Annotated in this window: 13 protein-coding genes and 1 tRNA gene; 2 read left to right on the top strand and 12 right to left on the bottom strand. The window is 63.2% G+C overall.

The features are described from left to right. Positions 1–2 precede the first annotated feature (2 nt). From NKH12_RS13165 to NKH12_RS13120, 10 genes are all read right to left on the bottom strand, one after another. Complete coding sequence (locus tag NKH12_RS13165; RefSeq protein ID WP_352953504.1) at positions 3–2,891, bottom strand: nitrate reductase; 2,889 nt, start codon at positions 2,889–2,891, stop codon at positions 3–5. Positions 2,892–2,894: 3 nt separating this feature from the next. Then, complete coding sequence (nirD, locus tag NKH12_RS13160; RefSeq protein ID WP_352953536.1) at positions 2,895–3,224, bottom strand: nitrite reductase small subunit NirD; 330 nt, start codon at positions 3,222–3,224, stop codon at positions 2,895–2,897. Between the two features lie 5 nt (positions 3,225–3,229). Continuing rightward, a complete protein-coding gene (gene nirB, locus NKH12_RS13155) occupies positions 3,230–5,680 on the bottom strand; it encodes a nitrite reductase large subunit NirB (RefSeq protein WP_352953503.1) in 2,451 nt (816 codons plus the stop codon). Between the two features lie 19 nt (positions 5,681–5,699). Next, positions 5,700–6,941 carry an MFS transporter gene (locus NKH12_RS13150; RefSeq protein WP_502910789.1) on the bottom strand — a complete coding sequence of 414 codons (1,242 nt, stop codon included), beginning with the start codon at positions 6,939–6,941 and terminating at the stop codon, positions 5,700–5,702. 115 nt (positions 6,942–7,056) lie between these two features. Continuing rightward, on the bottom strand, positions 7,057–7,248 hold the full coding sequence (locus tag NKH12_RS13145) for a hypothetical protein (RefSeq protein WP_352953501.1): 192 nt from the start codon (positions 7,246–7,248) through the stop codon (positions 7,057–7,059). 398 nt (positions 7,249–7,646) lie between these two features. Beyond that, positions 7,647–8,444: an ABC transporter ATP-binding protein gene (locus NKH12_RS13140; protein WP_352953500.1), complete on the bottom strand. Its 798-nt coding sequence runs from the start codon at positions 8,442–8,444 to the stop codon at positions 7,647–7,649. A 10-nt stretch (positions 8,445–8,454) separates the two neighbouring features. Then, positions 8,455–9,351: a nitrate ABC transporter permease gene (gene ntrB / locus NKH12_RS13135; protein ID WP_352953499.1), complete on the bottom strand. Its 897-nt coding sequence runs from the start codon at positions 9,349–9,351 to the stop codon at positions 8,455–8,457. A gap of 66 nt (positions 9,352–9,417) precedes the next feature. Beyond that, complete coding sequence (locus NKH12_RS13130; protein ID WP_352953498.1) at positions 9,418–10,734, bottom strand: CmpA/NrtA family ABC transporter substrate-binding protein; 1,317 nt, start codon at positions 10,732–10,734, stop codon at positions 9,418–9,420. Between the two features lie 358 nt (positions 10,735–11,092). Further along, positions 11,093–12,331, bottom strand: a complete 1,239-nt coding sequence (locus tag NKH12_RS13125) for a CmpA/NrtA family ABC transporter substrate-binding protein (RefSeq protein WP_352953497.1) — start codon at positions 12,329–12,331, stop codon at positions 11,093–11,095. Positions 12,332–12,333: 2 nt separating this feature from the next. Then, positions 12,334–12,933 (bottom strand): ANTAR domain-containing response regulator, encoded by a 600-nt coding sequence (locus tag NKH12_RS13120; protein ID WP_023796771.1) that lies wholly within the window; start codon positions 12,931–12,933, stop codon positions 12,334–12,336. A gap of 207 nt (positions 12,934–13,140) precedes the next feature. On the opposite strand from NKH12_RS13120, the gene NKH12_RS13115 reads away from it, so the two are divergent. Next, the gene (locus NKH12_RS13115; RefSeq protein ID WP_352953496.1) at positions 13,141–13,338 is read left to right on the top strand and encodes a hypothetical protein; all 198 of its coding nucleotides are present in this window, start codon (positions 13,141–13,143) and stop codon (positions 13,336–13,338) included. Between the two features lie 311 nt (positions 13,339–13,649). Here NKH12_RS13115 and NKH12_RS13110 read toward each other — a convergent pair. Next, a tRNA-Ala gene (locus NKH12_RS13110) sits at positions 13,650–13,725 on the bottom strand. Between the two features lie 171 nt (positions 13,726–13,896). Further along, positions 13,897–14,286, bottom strand: coding sequence for a TIGR02300 family protein (locus NKH12_RS13105; protein WP_352953495.1), 390 nt, complete (start codon positions 14,284–14,286; stop codon positions 13,897–13,899). A 194-nt stretch (positions 14,287–14,480) separates the two neighbouring features. On the opposite strand from NKH12_RS13105, the gene aroA reads away from it, so the two are divergent. Further along, the gene (gene aroA / locus NKH12_RS13100) at positions 14,481–15,839 is read left to right on the top strand and encodes a 3-phosphoshikimate 1-carboxyvinyltransferase (protein WP_352953494.1); all 1,359 of its coding nucleotides are present in this window, start codon (positions 14,481–14,483) and stop codon (positions 15,837–15,839) included. The last annotated feature ends 114 nt before the right edge of the window (positions 15,840–15,953 follow it).

The following is a 15,953-nucleotide window of genomic DNA, read 5'->3' as shown; positions in this document are numbered from 1 at the left end:
CCTCACTCCGCCGCCTGAAGGCGTCGCGCCCCGATGATGGTCCTGATCTCGGCGCGGCAGGAGCCGCAGTTGGTGCCGGCATTCAGGGTGGCGCCGATCGCCTCGACGCTTACGCAGCCGCCGCGCACTGCTTCCGCGATCTGATTGGCGCCAACCCCGAAACAGGAGCATACGATGGCGCCCCGGTCGACGCGATTGCCGCCCGGCCGCCCGGCGACGATCGCCAGCCGCCCGCGACGATCGGCATGGTCCGCGCTCAACTGCTCCACCGCCCAGCTGCGCGACACTGCGACCGGCTTGGGCGCGAGATAAAGCGCGCCGGCCAGCCGGCTGCCAGCGAAACGGGCGAAGCGATAATGCCCGCCGGCGACATCATGATAGGCGAGCGTCTCGCCTACCGCGTCAGCCCCGAGAAGCGAAGCCGCGAAAACCGGACAATCCCGGCCAGCCGTCAACGCAAACTCGAGGCGCCAGCCGGCGGCGCAGCGGGCGAGGCTCCAATAATCGGCGTCGATCGAGGCCGGCCGTTCGGCAAGCACCGCGAAGCCAAAGGCGGTGGCGGCAAAGCGTTCGACGCGGGCGGCAATATTCTTCAAGGCCGGCTGGCCTGAAATCGCATCAGTGATGGGCGCCACCAGTGCATCGACGCGAGCGCGCGCGGAGAACTGGTCCGTCCAGTGCATCGGCACGAAGACCGAGCCTGGCCGCTGCCGCGCTGTCACCAGCGCGCGAACCAGCACCTCGCCGTGCACAGTCGAGACGCGGACGATGTCGGCATCGCCGATGGCGAAGTGGTGCGCATCCAGCGGATGGATTTCGGCGAAGGGCTCAGCCAGGTGCTGGGACAGCCGCTGGCTCTTGCCGGTCCGCGTCATCGTGTGCCAATGGTCGCGAACCCGTCCGGTGTTGAGGATCAGCGGATAGTCCGGACTGGTGCGGATGTGTGCGGTCGGGCGAACGGCGATGAAACGCGCCTTGCGGTCGGGTGTGTAGAAGCCGCCGTTGGCGAAGAAGCGGGTAGTGGAAGGGCTGCTGGCGTTACCTTCCAGCCTCCGCCCAGCCTGGACATGCTCTTCTGACGAAAGCCCAGCTTGAACACCCCCCTCTGGCCTGCCGGCCATCTCCCCCGCAAGGGGGGAGATTGGCAGTTTCACCGACGGCGCTCTTTCTGCAACGCTGACAACTGGCGAAGGCCATGATGACGGCTGATCTCCCCCCTTGCGGGGGAGATGGCCGGCAGGCCAGAGGGGGGTGCTTTGGCTCGGCGCTGGCCACTGGAAAGGCACCAGCGCGTCGTAGTCTTCTCCATCGGCCCCGGCGCACGCGCCTATATCGAAATCGCGGGCGCCGTCATTCTCGAAGGCCGACAGCGCTGCATGTTCAGCGAAAATCTCGGCCGGCGACGCATGCGAAAACGCTTCACCAAAACCCATCTGCTTGGCCACTTCGGCGATGATCCACCAGTCGGCTCTTGCCTCGCCGGGCGTGGCCAAAAAAGCCCGTTGGCGCGAGATGCGGCGCTCCGAGTTGGTGACGGTGCCGTCCTTCTCGCCCCATGCGGCGGCAGGCAACCGGACATGGGCGTGGCGGACCGTGTCGGTCTTGGCCAGCACGTCCGATACCACGACAAACGGGCAGGCCTTGATCGCCGCTTCGACGGCATCGGCATCCGGCATCGAATCGACCGGGTTGGTCGCCATGATCCACAGCGCCTTGATCCGCCTGTCGGCCACCGCCTGGAACATCTCGACCGCCTTCAAGCCGGGTTTTTCGGCGATGGCCGGCGCGCTCCAGAAGCGCTGCACGCGGCCGCGGTGTTCGGGGTTTTCGATCTCCATATGGGCGGCCAGCATGTTGGCCAAGCCGCCGACCTCACGGCCGCCCATGGCGTTGGGCTGGCCGGTCACCGAAAACGGCCCGGTACCGGGCTTGCCGATGCGGCCGGTGGCGAGATGGCAATTGATGATGGCGTTGACCTTGTCGGTGCCCGAGGACGACTGGTTCACGCCCTGGCTATAGACGGTCACCGTTTTCGCCGTCGCGGCAAACAGGCTGTAGAAGCGGACAAGCTCGTCCTCGCCGAGGCCCGTGGCAGCGGCAATGCCGGCAAGGTCGAGCGCCGAGGCGGCGGCAATCGCGCCGTCAAAGCCCGTCGTGTGTGCTGCGATATAGGCGCGGTCCAGAGCGTCATTTTTGCCAAGATAGGCGAGCAGGCCGGTGAACAGCGCGGCGTCGCCATCGGGCGCGATCGCCAGATGCATGTCGGCGAGATCTGAGGTCATGGTGCGGCGCGGGTCGATCAGCACCACCTTCATCTCGGGTCTTTTTTCCCGGGCCGCGGCGATGCGCTGGTAGAGCACGGGATGGCACCAGGCGAGATTGGAGCCGACCAGCACGATCAGGTCGGCAAGCTCCAGATCCTCATAACTGCCCGGCACAGTGTCGGAGCCGAAGGCACGGCGGTGGCCGGCAACCGACGAGGCCATGCACAGGCGCGAATTGGTGTCGATATTGGCCGAGCCGATAAAGCCTTTCATCAGCTTGTTGGCGACGTAATAGTCTTCGGTCAGCAACTGGCCGGAGACGTAGAAGGCGACCGCGTCGGGGCCGTGCTCGGCGATAGTCCGCGAAAAAGTCGAGGCGACGAGGTCGAGCGCTTCGTCCCAGCCGGTGCGGCGACCGTTTATCTCTGGGTATAGCAACCTTCCGTCGAGGTCGATCGTCTCGGCCAGTGCCGAGCCCTTGGAACAGAGCCGGCCGAAATTCGCCGGATGGTCAGGATCGCCGCGAACGGTTACCTCACCGTCCGCGGCGACCTTCGCCAGCACGCCGCAACCTACCCCGCAATAGGGGCAGGTGGTCCTCACCTCGCGCGCTTCGTCGATCTTCATGATTCAAGCCGCGCGGCTGGCCAGCGCTTCCAGCGCAATGAACAGACGCTCGCCCTCGATCCGCACCGGAATGGTCCGCACCGCACCTTCATCGGCGCCGAGCGCCTTGCCGGTCTCCAGTGAGATCACCCAATTGTGCAGGGGACAGGTCACCGCCGCGCCGTGGACGATGCCCTGCGAGAGCGGTCCGCCCTTATGCGGACAATGGTCGTCGATAGCGAAGACCTGATCGTCAGCGGTGCGGAAGACTGCAACCTTGCCTTGAGGCGTGGCGACACAGCGCGCGCCGCGGCGCGGAATGTCTGAGAGCGTGCCGATTGATACCCAGTTCATCATGGTCACTCCGCCGCCTGCACGAATCCGACCGAAGCCATCGGCCGGAATTCGTGCTTGTCCTTGCCGGAAACACGTTCCGACCACGGATCGACCTGTGCGAATTTTTGCGAAAAGACGAAGCGGTCGAAATAGGCCTTGCGCTTCTCGCCATCGTCCATGATCTGACGCTTGATTTCGGCGATGCCGATGCGCTTGGCCCATTTGTAGATACGCTCGAGATAGCGGCCCTGCTCGCGATACATCTGCGTCAGCGCCACGATATGCTCGAGCGCCTCGTCCTCGGTCTTGACCAGGCCGAGCACCTCTGTGCCCTTGATGTCGAGGCCGGCAGCACCGGCGAAATGGATCTCGTAACCCGAATCGACGCAGATCACGCCGACATCCTTGCAGGTTGCTTCCGCACAGTTCCTAGGACAGCCCGACACCGCCATCTTGACCTTGGCGGGGGTCCACGAGCCCCACATGAATTTCTCGATACGGACGCCGAACCCCGTCGAATCCTGGGTGCCGAAGCGGCACCAGTCCGAACCGACGCAGGTCTTTACGGTGCGTAGACCTTTGGCATAGGCGTGGCCGGAGACGAAGCCGGCCTGGCCGAGGTCGGCCCACACCGCGGGCAGGTCCTCCTTGCGGATGCCGAGCATGTCGATGCGCTGGCCGCCGGTGACCTTGACCATCGGGATCTCGAACTTATCGACAACATCGGCGATGGCGCGCAGTTCGGCGGCATTGGTGACGCCGCCCCACATGCGCGGCACCACCGAATAGGTCCCGTCCTTCTGGATGTTGGCGTGGACGCGCTCGTTGATGAAGCGCGACTGGTAGTCGTCGGCATACTCGTCCGGCCAGTCGCAGACGAGATAGTAGTTGAGCGCCGGCCGGCATTTGGCGCAGCCGCAGGAGGTCTTCCATTCCAGCTCCTGCATGACGGCGGGGATGGTCTTCAGGCCCTTGGCCTTGATCAGCCGGCGCACTTCGTCATGGCCGAGGGTGGTGCAGCCGCACATCGGTTGCACAGCTGCCGGATTGTATTTGTCGCCGATGGTCAGCACCATCAGCTTCTCGACCAGACCGGTGCAGGAGCCGCACGAAGCGGAAGCCTTGGTGTGGGCACGCACGTCGTCGAGCGAGGTCAGGCCCTTGGCCGTGATCGCGCCTGATATCTTTCCCTTGCAAACGCCGTTGCAGCCGCAGATTTCCGCATCATCCGGCAAGGCTGCAACGGCCGCCATAGGGTCCAGGGAGGCGCCTCCCTGGTATGACTGGCCGAAGATAAGCGTGTCGCGCATTCCCGATATATCGGTCTGCTTCTTCTTGAGGTCGTTGAACCAGGCGCCGTCGGCCGTCTCGCCATAGAGCACGGTACCGATGATGCGGTCATCCCTGAGCACCAGGCGCTTGTAGACGCCGGCCGCGGCATCGCGCAGCACGATCTCCTGGCGGTCCTCGCCCTCGGCGAAGTCGCCGAGCGAGAACAGCTCGATGCCGGTAACCTTGAGCTTGGTGGGCGTGTCCGAATGGACGAAGGCGGCGGCCTCGTCGCCGGCCAACTGGCTGGCGGCGACACGCGCCATCTCATAGAGCGGTGCGACCAGGCCGTAGACCATGCCGTTGACCTCGGCGCATTCGCCCAGCGCGAAGATGTCGGGGTCGTTGCTGCGCATGCCGGCATCGACGACGATGCCGCGATTGACTGCAATACCGGCCTCTTTGGCGAGAGAGGCGTTCGGCCTTATGCCGACCGCCATCACCACCAGCGTCGCCGGGATGATGGTTCCGTCGGCGAGTTCCACCTGCTTGACCTTGCCCTTGCCCGTGATCGCCTGAGTGTTGGCCTTGGTGATGACTTTGATGCCGCGCTGCTCGACAGCGCGCTGCAGCAGATATCCGGCAGCTGGATCGAGCTGGCGCTCCATCAGCGTCGGCATGACATGCAGCACGGTGACGTCCATGCCTTGCGCGTTCAGGCCGGCAGCCGCCTCCAGCCCGAGCAGGCCGCCGCCGATAACCACGGCTTTGGCCCGTGACTGCGCGGCCAGCATCATCGCCCGAACGTCGTCGAGATCGCGATAGGTCAGCACGCCGGGCAGATCATGGCCGGGCACCGGGATTATAAACGGCACCGAGCCGGTGGCGATGACGAGCTTGTCGTAGGGCTCGGTCACGCCATGATCGGAGGTGACGGTCTTTGCCTGCCGGTCGATGGCGACGATCTTGTGGCCCTTGTAGAGGGTGATCCCGTGCTTGATGTACCAGCCATCGCCATGGATGATGATCTCCTCATAGGCCTTTTCGCCTGACAGAACCGGCGACAGCATGATGCGGTCGTAGTTCACGCGCGGCTCGGCGTTGAAGATGGTGACCTGGTAGCGCCCAGGCGCCTTTTCCAGGAGATGCTCCAGCATGCGCCCGGGGGCCATGCCGTTGCCGATGATGACGAGTTTTTCGGTCATGTGCTGATCCACTTCGGTCTCACTCAGCCGCGTAGGAAAGGCCTGAAGCTTCGGCAGACGCCGTGCGCTCCATCCGTCGGATGGAAAAATGCATCCAAGCAAAGCAGGTGGCGACGATGACGAAGAGCAGCATGAAGCAGCTCGACCAGACGCCGGTGAGGTCGTTGAGTGCGCCGAAGGCGATTGGCAGGATAAAGCCGCCGAGTCCGCCAATCATGCCGACAACGCCCCCGACCGCGCCGACACTCTGCGGGTAGTAAGCCGGGATGTGCTTGTAGACGGCGGCCTTGCCAAGGCTCATGAAGAAGCCGAGCACGCAGGCAACGGCTATGAAGGCGAGCGGGCCGATCTCGAAATGGAAGGCGATCGGCCCGCTGATGCCGTGCACGACGTAGTCTGCCGAGGGGAGAGACAGAACGAGAGTCGCGACGGCACTGACAGCGAAGGTCCAGTAGAGCACGGTGCGGGCGCCGATCCGGTCGGAAAGCACGCCACCATAGGCGCGGAAAATACTTGCCGGAATTGAATAGGCCGCGCCGATCATGCCGGCGGACGCAAGCCCGAAGCCGTAGACGCCGATCAGGTAGCGGGGCAGCCACAGCGACAGCGCGACGAATGCACCGAAGGCGAAGAAATAATAGAAGGCGAAGCGCCAGACCTGCAGGTTCTTGAGCGGCGCGAATTCCTGCAAGAAGCTTCTCACGGGCGCTGCCTTGCAGGCACGGCGCTCGCGGATGACCGGATCGTCGCTGGTCGTGAACCAGAAGACGGCGGCCATGACGACAAGTGCTGCCGCCCAGATCAGCGCGACCGACTGCCAGCCCCAGTAGAGAAGCACGAACGGTGCCAGGAACTTGGTGACCGCGGCGCCGACATTGCCGACACCGAAAATGCCAAGCGCCGTGCCTTGCTTGCCGGCCGGGAAGAAGCGCGAGACATAGGCGACACCGACGGCGAAGGAACCGCCGGCGAGCCCAACGCCTAGCGCGGCGACCAGCATCTGTCCGTAGGTGTGCGCAAAAGCGAGCAGGAAGGTCGCGACCGCCGCCGCAAGCATGGTTGCGGTGTATACCAGCCGTCCGCCAAAACGGTCGGTCCAGACACCGAGCACCATGCGCACGAGCGAACCGGTGAGGATCGGCGTGCCGACCAGCAGGCCGAACTCCGTCTCGTTCAACCCAAGGTCCTGCTTTATGCGCACGCCGATGATTGAAAAGATCGTCCACACCGCGAAGCAGACGGTGAAGGCGATGGTGGACATCACAAGCGCCTGCTGGGGAGCACTGTCCTGGCTGGGCGCGGCTGGGAGATTTGCGGTCAATGTCTGGCTCCGGTTTGCGGCGTGGGAGGCACCGCGGATGTTTGTGGGTGAATGATCAGCAGCGCGGCATCGGTGCGTGCAACGAGACCGGGCTCGCCACGGTCAGGTCTTTGCTTTCCGTCTTGGCGCCGACGGGAAACAGCAGGAGCGCGGCGGTGAACAGCGCCGCCGTCAGCGCGCTGCTGGCCAGAAAATCGCGGCGTGTGAAGTCCGCGAGGGACGCGCCAGTTCCGATCCGTTTCGTCATCGTCGTCTCCGGTTGGGCGCCGCTTGGGACCAGCGCCGTCGATCGCGTAAAAACAAAAAAGCCGCCGGCCAGGTCTTCGCGCGTCCGTCCATCCGGGATCGCGTATTGACCTGAGCGGCAGCTTTGCCTGTGGCGCCCGCCATTGGACGCCGTGTCACTTGGCCCTTGCGGACCTACATTCTAAAAAGCAGGAAGCGTGCCAATTCGACAGCACTTCAGATTATCGAATGAAATCAATGTGAACCGCAGCCGCGCGATTTTTGACCAAGCCCGGCAGCGGATCAAAGATTAGTCAGAATGACTTGCACAGCAGCGTAATATTTGTGCAATGCGGCAGATTGCCCATTGCCGATGCAGATTGCCAATTGTAGATGATGACGCGTTTTTCGGTCATGGCCTTACTCCGCGGCTTCGACGAAGCGGTGGCGTTCGTGGAGGAACTTCAGCACCGCCTCGCGGCAGCGCAGGAAGGTCCGGTCGGAGGAAAGCTCGATGCGCCGGCGCGGCCGGGCCAGCGGCACGGCAAGCACCTCGCCGATGGTCGCCGCTGGACCGTTGGTCATCATGACAATGCGGTCGGACAACAGCACCGCCTCGTCGACATCGTGGGTGATCATGATCGTCGTCGAGCCAAGCCTCGAATGGATATCCATCACCGCGTCCTGCAGATGAGCGCGCGTCAGCGCGTCAAGCGCGCCGAAGGGCTCGTCGAGCAACAGGATCTTCGGCTCCATGGCTAGCGCGCGGGCGATGCCGACGCGCTGCTTCATGCCGCCCGATATTTCGGCGGGCCGCTTGTCCTTGGCGTGCGCCATCTGCACGAGGTCGAGGTTGCGCATGATCCAGTCGTGCCGTTCGGCCCGGCTCCTGGTGCGGCCGAACACCTTCGACACCGCCAGGTTGATGTTTTCGTAGACGGTGAGCCATGGCAGCAGGCTGTGGTTCTGGAACACCACGGCGCGTTCAGGACCGGGGCTGTCAACCTCCTTGTCTTCTAGCAGGACCGCCCCGGCGGACACTTTCGTCAGCCCAGCGATCAGGTTGAGCAAGGTCGACTTGCCGCAGCCGGAATGGCCGATGATGGAGACGAATTCGCCCTTGTCGATGGTCAGCCGGATGTCATTCAGCACCTCGCTGACCTGGCCGCCGCGGGTGAAGGATTTGTCGATATGGTCGAGTTTCAGATAGGCCGACATTGCCCTCTCCTCACTTTGCCGTTGTGCCGCGGGTGACGAAAGCACCGACCGCCGCGACCAGGCGATCGAGGCAAAAGCCGGTGATGCCGATATAGGCGAGCGCAACGATGATGTCGGGCAGCCGCGACGAGTTCCAGGCATCCCAGATGAAGAAGCCGATGCCGACGCCGCCTGTCAGCATTTCGGCGGCGACGATGGCAAGCCAGGATAGGCCGATGCCGATGCGCAGGCCGGTGAAGATATAAGGCGCCGCGGCCGGCACCATGATCTTCACGAAGAACTCGAGCTGGTTGAGCCTGAGGATGCGGGAGACGTTGCGATAATCCTCTGGAATGTTGCGGACGCCGACGGCGGTGTTGATGATCACCGGCCAGATCGAGGTGATGAAGATGACGAAGATCGCCGATGGGCTGGAATCGCGGAAGGCGGCCAGCGACAGCGGCAGCCAGGCGAGCGGCGGCACGGTGCGCAGTATCTGGAACACAGGGTCGAGGCCGCGCATCGCCCAGATCGATTGGCCGACCAGCGCGCCGAGCGCAACGCCGACGATTGCAGCCAGGCCGAAGCCGATGGCGACGCGCTGCAGCGAGATCAGCACCCGCCAGGCCAGTCCGATATCCTGCGGACCGTAGTCGAAGAACGGATGGGCGATCAGATCGTAGGCCTCGTTCCATACCTGGCTGGGTGGCGGCAAGCTGGCGTTGGGCGACGAGCAGGCGATCTGCCAGATGACGAGCATGACGACGATGACGACTGCCGGCGGCACCAGCGTGCTTGCCAGCTTGCCGGCGATCACGGCGGGATCGAAGCGGCTCCTCACCTTGGCGGTGAAAGCTACGACCTCTGCGGGCTTGGCAGGCGTGGGGAACGCCTTCACCTTGGGGTCCTCGATGGCTTGGACAGACATTTTCGCAAAAAGCTCCTTGAGCATTGGAGTGACAGGCGGCGCCGCTGGCACCGCTTGCCGGCGACGTCAGGCCGATGCCTTGATCTTCAGGCTGTCGAGATAGGCGGACGGATTGGCCGGATCGAAGATCTTGCCGTCGAAGAAGGTCTCGACGCCGCGCGATGAAGACGCCGGGATGTCGGCCGCAGCGACGCCGAGATCCTTCGCCGCCTCGCGCCACAGATCTTCGCGGTTGACCTGATCGACCAGCGCCTTGATGTCGGTGGTCGCCGCGAATTTGCCCCAGCGGATGTTCTCGGCGAGGAACCAGCTGTCGTGGCTCTTGAACGGATAGGACACACCGCCCTTCCAGAACTTCATGTAGAGATCGGTGCCGGTGGCGACGCGGCCATTGCCGTAGTTGATGTCGCCCTTGAGGCGACCGATGATGTCAGCGGTCGGCACGTTCATCCATTGCCGCTTGCCGATGATAGCCGCCATCTCATCCTTGTTTTCCATGGCTTCGCACCATTTCTGGGCTTCCATGACGGCCATCAGGATCGCCTTGGTGGCGTTCGGGTTCTTATCAATGAAGGCGGCGCGCAGGCCGAGCGCCTTTTCCGGATGGCCTTTCCAGAGTTCGCCTGTCGTGGTGGCGGTGAAGCCGACACCCTGATGGACGAGTTGCTCGTTCCACGGCTCGCCGACGCAGAACACGTCCATATTGCCAACCTTCATGTTGGCGACCATCTGCGGCGGCGGCACGACGATGGTCGAGACATCCTTGTCGGGATCGATACCGCCGGCAGCCAGCCAGTAGCGCAACCAGAGATCATGAGTGCCGCCCGGGAAGGTCATGGCGGCCTTCACCTCTTTGCCCTCGGCCTTCTTGGCTGCGAAGACGTCCTTCAGCTTGGAGGCATCGAGGCCGACGCCGGTGCCGGCATATTCCTGCGCGACGGAAATCGCCTGGCAGTCGTAGTTGAGCCGCGCCACGATCGCCATCGGCATCGGCTGGTTGTTCTGCGTCACCTTGCCGGTATGCATCAGGTAAGGCATCGGCGTCAGGATATGGGCGCCGTCGATGCCGTTGGCTTCGCCGCCGAGCATCAGATTGTCGCGTGTCGCGCCCCAGGAGGCCTGCTTGAGCACCTCGACATCGGGCATGCCGAATTTTTCGAACAGGCCCTTCTCCTTGGCGATCATCAGCGGCGCTGCATCGGTCAGCGCGATGAAGCCGAGCTTGGCGCCGGTGACTTCCGGCGCTGCCGTCGCCGCATAGGCGCCGGACGGCAGCAGCGCGCGTGCCGCCGCCAGGGTGGCCGCGGTGGCAGCACTTGCCATCAGAAAATTGCGGCGGGTCATGCCCTCGAGAGGGGCTTCAGTCTTGGTGCGTTTCGTCATCGTCGTCTCCCGTTGGGCACTGCTTGGGATCAGCGCCGTCGATTGCGTGTTCGGTCAAAACAAAAAAGCCGCCAGCCAGGCCGCGCGCGTCCATCCATCCGGGATCGCGTGTTGACCTGAGCGGCAGCTTTGCCTGTAGCGCCCGCCATTGGACGCTGTTCCGTGACCCCGAGAAGAGTCTGCCTATTACAAAGCAGGAACCGTGCCAGTTTCGGGATGGATGACAAACATCAATGGGATCAACGGCATGCCACAATCGTGGGCGCGCTGGCCCGCTGGGCGAGCAAGCCAAAGATTGTTCATTAGCACAGTTGCACGCACAATTTTTGTGCAATGCACAAGAATGGCGCGAAAATGATCAGGCTTCGGCGCGCGCCAATTTCTGCCCGGCAATGTAGGCGTCGATCTCGTCGGGATCGAATATCTGGCCATCGAAGAAACCATCGGGGCCGAGCACCAGACTGGCGCCGGCGGAGCCGACAGGGGTGGCAGACGCCAGCGCGCCCTCGACCTTAGAATTGGCGCCGGGAAGTGCGACGCCGAGCGGCTTCAGCGCCGATCGGTAAAGATCGGGGCGGTAGCAGTCGCGAGCAATAGCGAGGTTTTCCGGCGTGTGCGCGACATGCCCCCAGCGCACCATCTGCGTGTAGAACCACAGCGCATGGCTCTTCCACGGAAAGTTGGCGGCCTTGTCGAAGGGCAGGAAGAAATCCTCGACCGTTCGTTCCGCGCCACTGCCGAGTTGGAGATGTCCGCTCAGTATCGGCATCTGCACTGCCGCATGCAGGCCGAGGAAGGCAGACTGCGCCATCAGGGCGGCCAGTTCGCCGCGGTTTGCCGGATCCTGGCACCAGCGCGCAGCGTAATGGAGCGCGCGCAGCAGGGCTGAAAGGGCTTCAGGGTGTTTTTCGGCCCAGGCCTTGCGCACGCCAAGGACTTTTTCGGGGCTGGTCTTCCAGATAGCGGCCTTGACCGTGGCGATATGGCCAGTGCCGGCGACAACCGAGACGCTGTTCCAGGGTTCGCCGGCGCAGTAGCCGTCGATCCTGCCGGCGGCGAGTGCGTCGGCCATGAAGGGCGGCGGCACGATGACGATTTCTATTTCGCGCGACGGATCGATGCCGCAGGCCGCGAGCCAGTAGCGCAGTTCGTAATTGTGTCCGGAGTGCGGATGCACGACCGCAAAGCGCAGCGGATCGCGACCGGCATTTGCCCGTTCACGGATTAGCGCTCCCAAGGCCTTGCCGGCTCGCGCCGGATCGACGTCGGGCAAGGCGCCGTGCGCGGCCATGCCCGCCCAGACCACGTTCGAAACCGTTACGCAATTGCCGCCCAGTCCCAGCGAGAACGGCACGATCGTATCGGAGGCGAGTGGCGTGAGCCCCAGATTGCAGGCGATCGGCATCGGCCCCAGCATATGAGCCAGATCGAAATGCCCAATCGCGATGCGGTCGCGGATGTTGGCCCAGGATGTCTCGCGACTGAGCGTCAGGTCGACGCCTTCGCGCGCGGCAAAGCCGATCTCGCGCGCTGCGACAAGAACCGCGCTGTCGAAGAGCGGTATGAAACCGGCATTGATCTGGTGTTCGGCCGCCATGCTTAACTCTCTCCGGGATCCAGAAGGCCTGCCGCCGTCACCAGGCTCTGCGCGATTTCGCTGATCTTGCGATTCTGGTTCATCGCGGTCTTGCGCAGAAGCGTGTAGGCCGCGTCCTCCGACAGGCCGCGCGACCTCATAAGGATGCCCTTGGCGCGGTCGATGACCTTGCGGTCCTCCAATTCACTGCGGGCTTCTTCCAGTTCGCGCGCCATCCGCGAGAACGCGTTGAAGCGGCTGATCGCCATATCGAGGATCGGCTTGACGCGCTCCTGGCGCAGCCCGTCGACGACATAGGCGGAGACCCCCGCTTCCACCGCAGCTTCGATCGAAGCCTGATCCGACCGATCCACGAACATGGCGATCGGCCGCTTCACCACGCGCGACAGCTGGAACATGTTTTCAAGCATGTCGCGGTTGGGATTTTCGAGATCGATGACGATTACGTCTGGTTCGATCTCGGCGATGCGCCGCGCAATTCCGGCAACATCGTGAACGACCGTGACCTGCTCATGCCCGGCCTCCCGCAATCCCGCCTCAATGATGGAGGCGCGGATGTGGTTTTCGTCGATCACCAGGACGGTGAGGGATTTCCGGATCATGCCGCATTTTGCGCACGCCGCGCGATTGTGCAATGCGGCATATGAGAATTGACGCAGTTATCGCTTTGGGGACTGCTACATGTCTGCGGAGCCGACCCGTTAAGCTTCTTTAAATATCATTCATAGGGTGTACTTTGCTTTTGTATCGACTGCGCTATCTTTCGGTTTGCGAACCTTGTCTCGCTGGCTAGAGGATTGGAGGTTTCCATGGATCGGCGATTATTTTTGACAGGAATGTTTGGCATTGCTGGGGCAGCAGCCCTTGCGACCGCAGTTCGGCCAATCAACGCGGTAGCCGGTGTACCAGGCGCCAGAAGCGGCATTCTCGATGAACTCGACGCGCCGGATACGGAAGCCTTCGAGGATGAAGATACTCAAGCGGAGCCGGTCCGCCATCGGCGGTGACATCGAAGGCGGCGGCGCCGGCGGCGCGCTTGGAGAAGGATCTGTCGTCGTGTCTGGCGAAATGGCCGTCCGCGCAGACGGTGCTTTCGCAGGCGTGTTTGGATCTGGGATTGGTATTATTAGCAAATAGTGTGCTGAAACCCCGGTGGGTTGCCGGGGTTTTCGCTTCAGGCGACCGCTAGCAATCCTGCAGCGGATGTCACCGCAAGGCGTCGACTAGCAGAAATACAGCGAACAGGAGGACCGACCGGTTTTGTGAAGCCTGCCAGTGATAGGCAGGCCTAAATAGACTGATTTCCGTAGGAGAAAATTGGTGGAGCCAATCGGAATCGAACCGACGACCTCTTGAATGCCATTCAAGCGCTCTCCCAACTGAGCTATGGCCCCACTTCCGGCAGTCTACCGGCGCCGTTACCGGCGAAGAGATCCGGCGCGGGTTGAGACCGCGCCGTTAGTGCAGCGGCTTCTAACCCCGCCTTCCGTCAATATCAAGCCTTCAAGAGCCGCTTTTTCTCAAGACGCCGCGAAAGTCGGCAGGCGCTTGCGCCACAGGCCGGATCAGACTTCGTCGTCGTCGTCGCCGACGCCGATCATGTCGGCGACGTCGTCGTCTTCTTCCTCTTCGTCAGCGAGGAAAGTATCGTCGTCGTCATCACCGAGGTCCACATCGTCCTCGTCATCGCCGAGATCGGGAAGATCGTCGGCTTTCGCATCCTCGTCCGCCTCTTCGAGCGAGACGACCTCGACGCCCTCTTCCTCCTCGGCGTCCACTTCCTTCTCGGGAACTTCCTCTTCCTCCTCGAGAGCGGCAATCTTGCCTTCCTCGAAATAGGAACGCGGATAGCTCTTGCCGGTATAGGGCGAGACGATCGGATCCTTGTTCAGGTCGTAGAATTTTTGACCCGTCTCGGGGTCGATGCGTTTGGTGCCAAGTTCGGGTTTTGCCACAGCAAGCCTCGTCGATGAAAGTTTGGTCCCCATAACCACAGTTTACGGCGCTGTCAAAGCCTAAAGCCAGCGTCGCAAATCCCCGCGTTGAGCGACCTCTCGCGAGGGGATGACCATTTCGGTCCGCCGTGATACGAGACCGCGCAAACCAAAAGAAAAAGGCCGGCCGCCGGCGTTTTGATCAGGGAAAATCCATGTCGCATACTGCCGCCCCGAAACCGGCCACCGCCCGCAGATCATCGGCACTTTCCGGCGCGGCGCGGGTGCCTGGCGACAAGTCGATCTCGCACCGCTCGTTCATGTTCGGCGGCCTCGCCTCTGGCGAGACCCGCATCACCGGCCTGCTGGAAGGCGAGGACGTGATGCGCACGGGCGCGGCGATGAAGGCGATGGGCGCGCATATCGAGAAGCACGGCACCGAGTGGGTGATCCGCGGCACCGGCAACGGCGCGTTGCTGCAGCCGGAAGGCCCGCTCGATTTCGGCAATGCCGGCACCGGCTCGCGCCTCACCATGGGCCTGGTCGGCACCTACGACATGGAGACGACCTTCATCGGCGACGCCTCGCTATCCGGGCGCCCGATGGGCCGCGTGCTCGAGCCGCTGCGCCAGATGGGCGTGCAGGTGCTGAAGGCAACGCCCGGCGACCGCATGCCGATCACGCTGCACGGGCCCAAGCACGCCGCACCCATCACCTACCGCGTACCGATGGCCTCGGCGCAGGTGAAGTCGGCGGTGCTGCTCGCCGGCCTGAACACGCCCGGCGTCACCACCGTCATCGAGCCGGTGATGACGCGCGACCACACCGAAAAGATGCTGAAGGGATTCGGTGCCAATCTGTCGGTCGAGACCGACGAGCGCGGCGTGCGCCACATCTTCATCGAGGGCCAGGGCAAGCTCACCGGCCAGACGATCGCCGTGCCGGGCGACCCGTCCTCGGCCGGCTTCCCGCTGGTGGCGGCGCTGATCGTGCCAGGCTCGGACATCACAATCGAAAACGTGCTGATGAACCCGACCCGCACCGGTCTGCTTTTGACGCTGCAGGAAATGGGCGCCCGGATCGACATTGTCGACCCGCGCAATGAAGGTGGCGAAGACGTCGCCGATCTGCGCGTGCGCTATTCCGAGCTGAAGGGCGTCACCGTGCCGCCCGAACGGGCGCCGACGATGATCGACGAATATCCGGTGCTTGCCGTCGCCGCCAGCTTCGCCGAGGGCGAGACGCTGATGCAGGGACTGGAAGAGTTGCGGGTGAAGGAGTCAGACCGGCTGTCGGCAGTGGCCGAAGGGCTGAAGCTCAACGGCGTCGACTGTACCGAGAGCGAGGCCACACTGGCGGTGCGTGGAAAACCCGGCGGCAAGGGGCTCGGTCAACATCCCAATGGACCCAACACTGTCGTCCAGACCCATCTCGACCACCGTATTGCCATGAGTTTTCTGGTCATGGGACTGGCAACGGAAAAGCCTGTCACTATCGACGACCAGGCGATGATCGCGACGAGTTTTCCGGAGTTCATGGGCCTGATGAAGGGGCTGGGGGCGGAGATCGAGTGACAGTTATGAGCCGAACTGAAATGCTGGCGGGACAGCACCCCCCTCTGTCATTCCGGACTCTGAGGAAGGACCATTGTCTAAAACAAAACTAACACCCAACCATACCCTAGCAAA

It is taken from the genome of Mesorhizobium sp. M1322 (assembly GCF_040318085.1).
Classification (GTDB): Bacteria; Pseudomonadota; Alphaproteobacteria; order Rhizobiales; family Rhizobiaceae; genus Mesorhizobium.
This window is presented reverse-complemented; position numbering and strand designations above follow the sequence as displayed.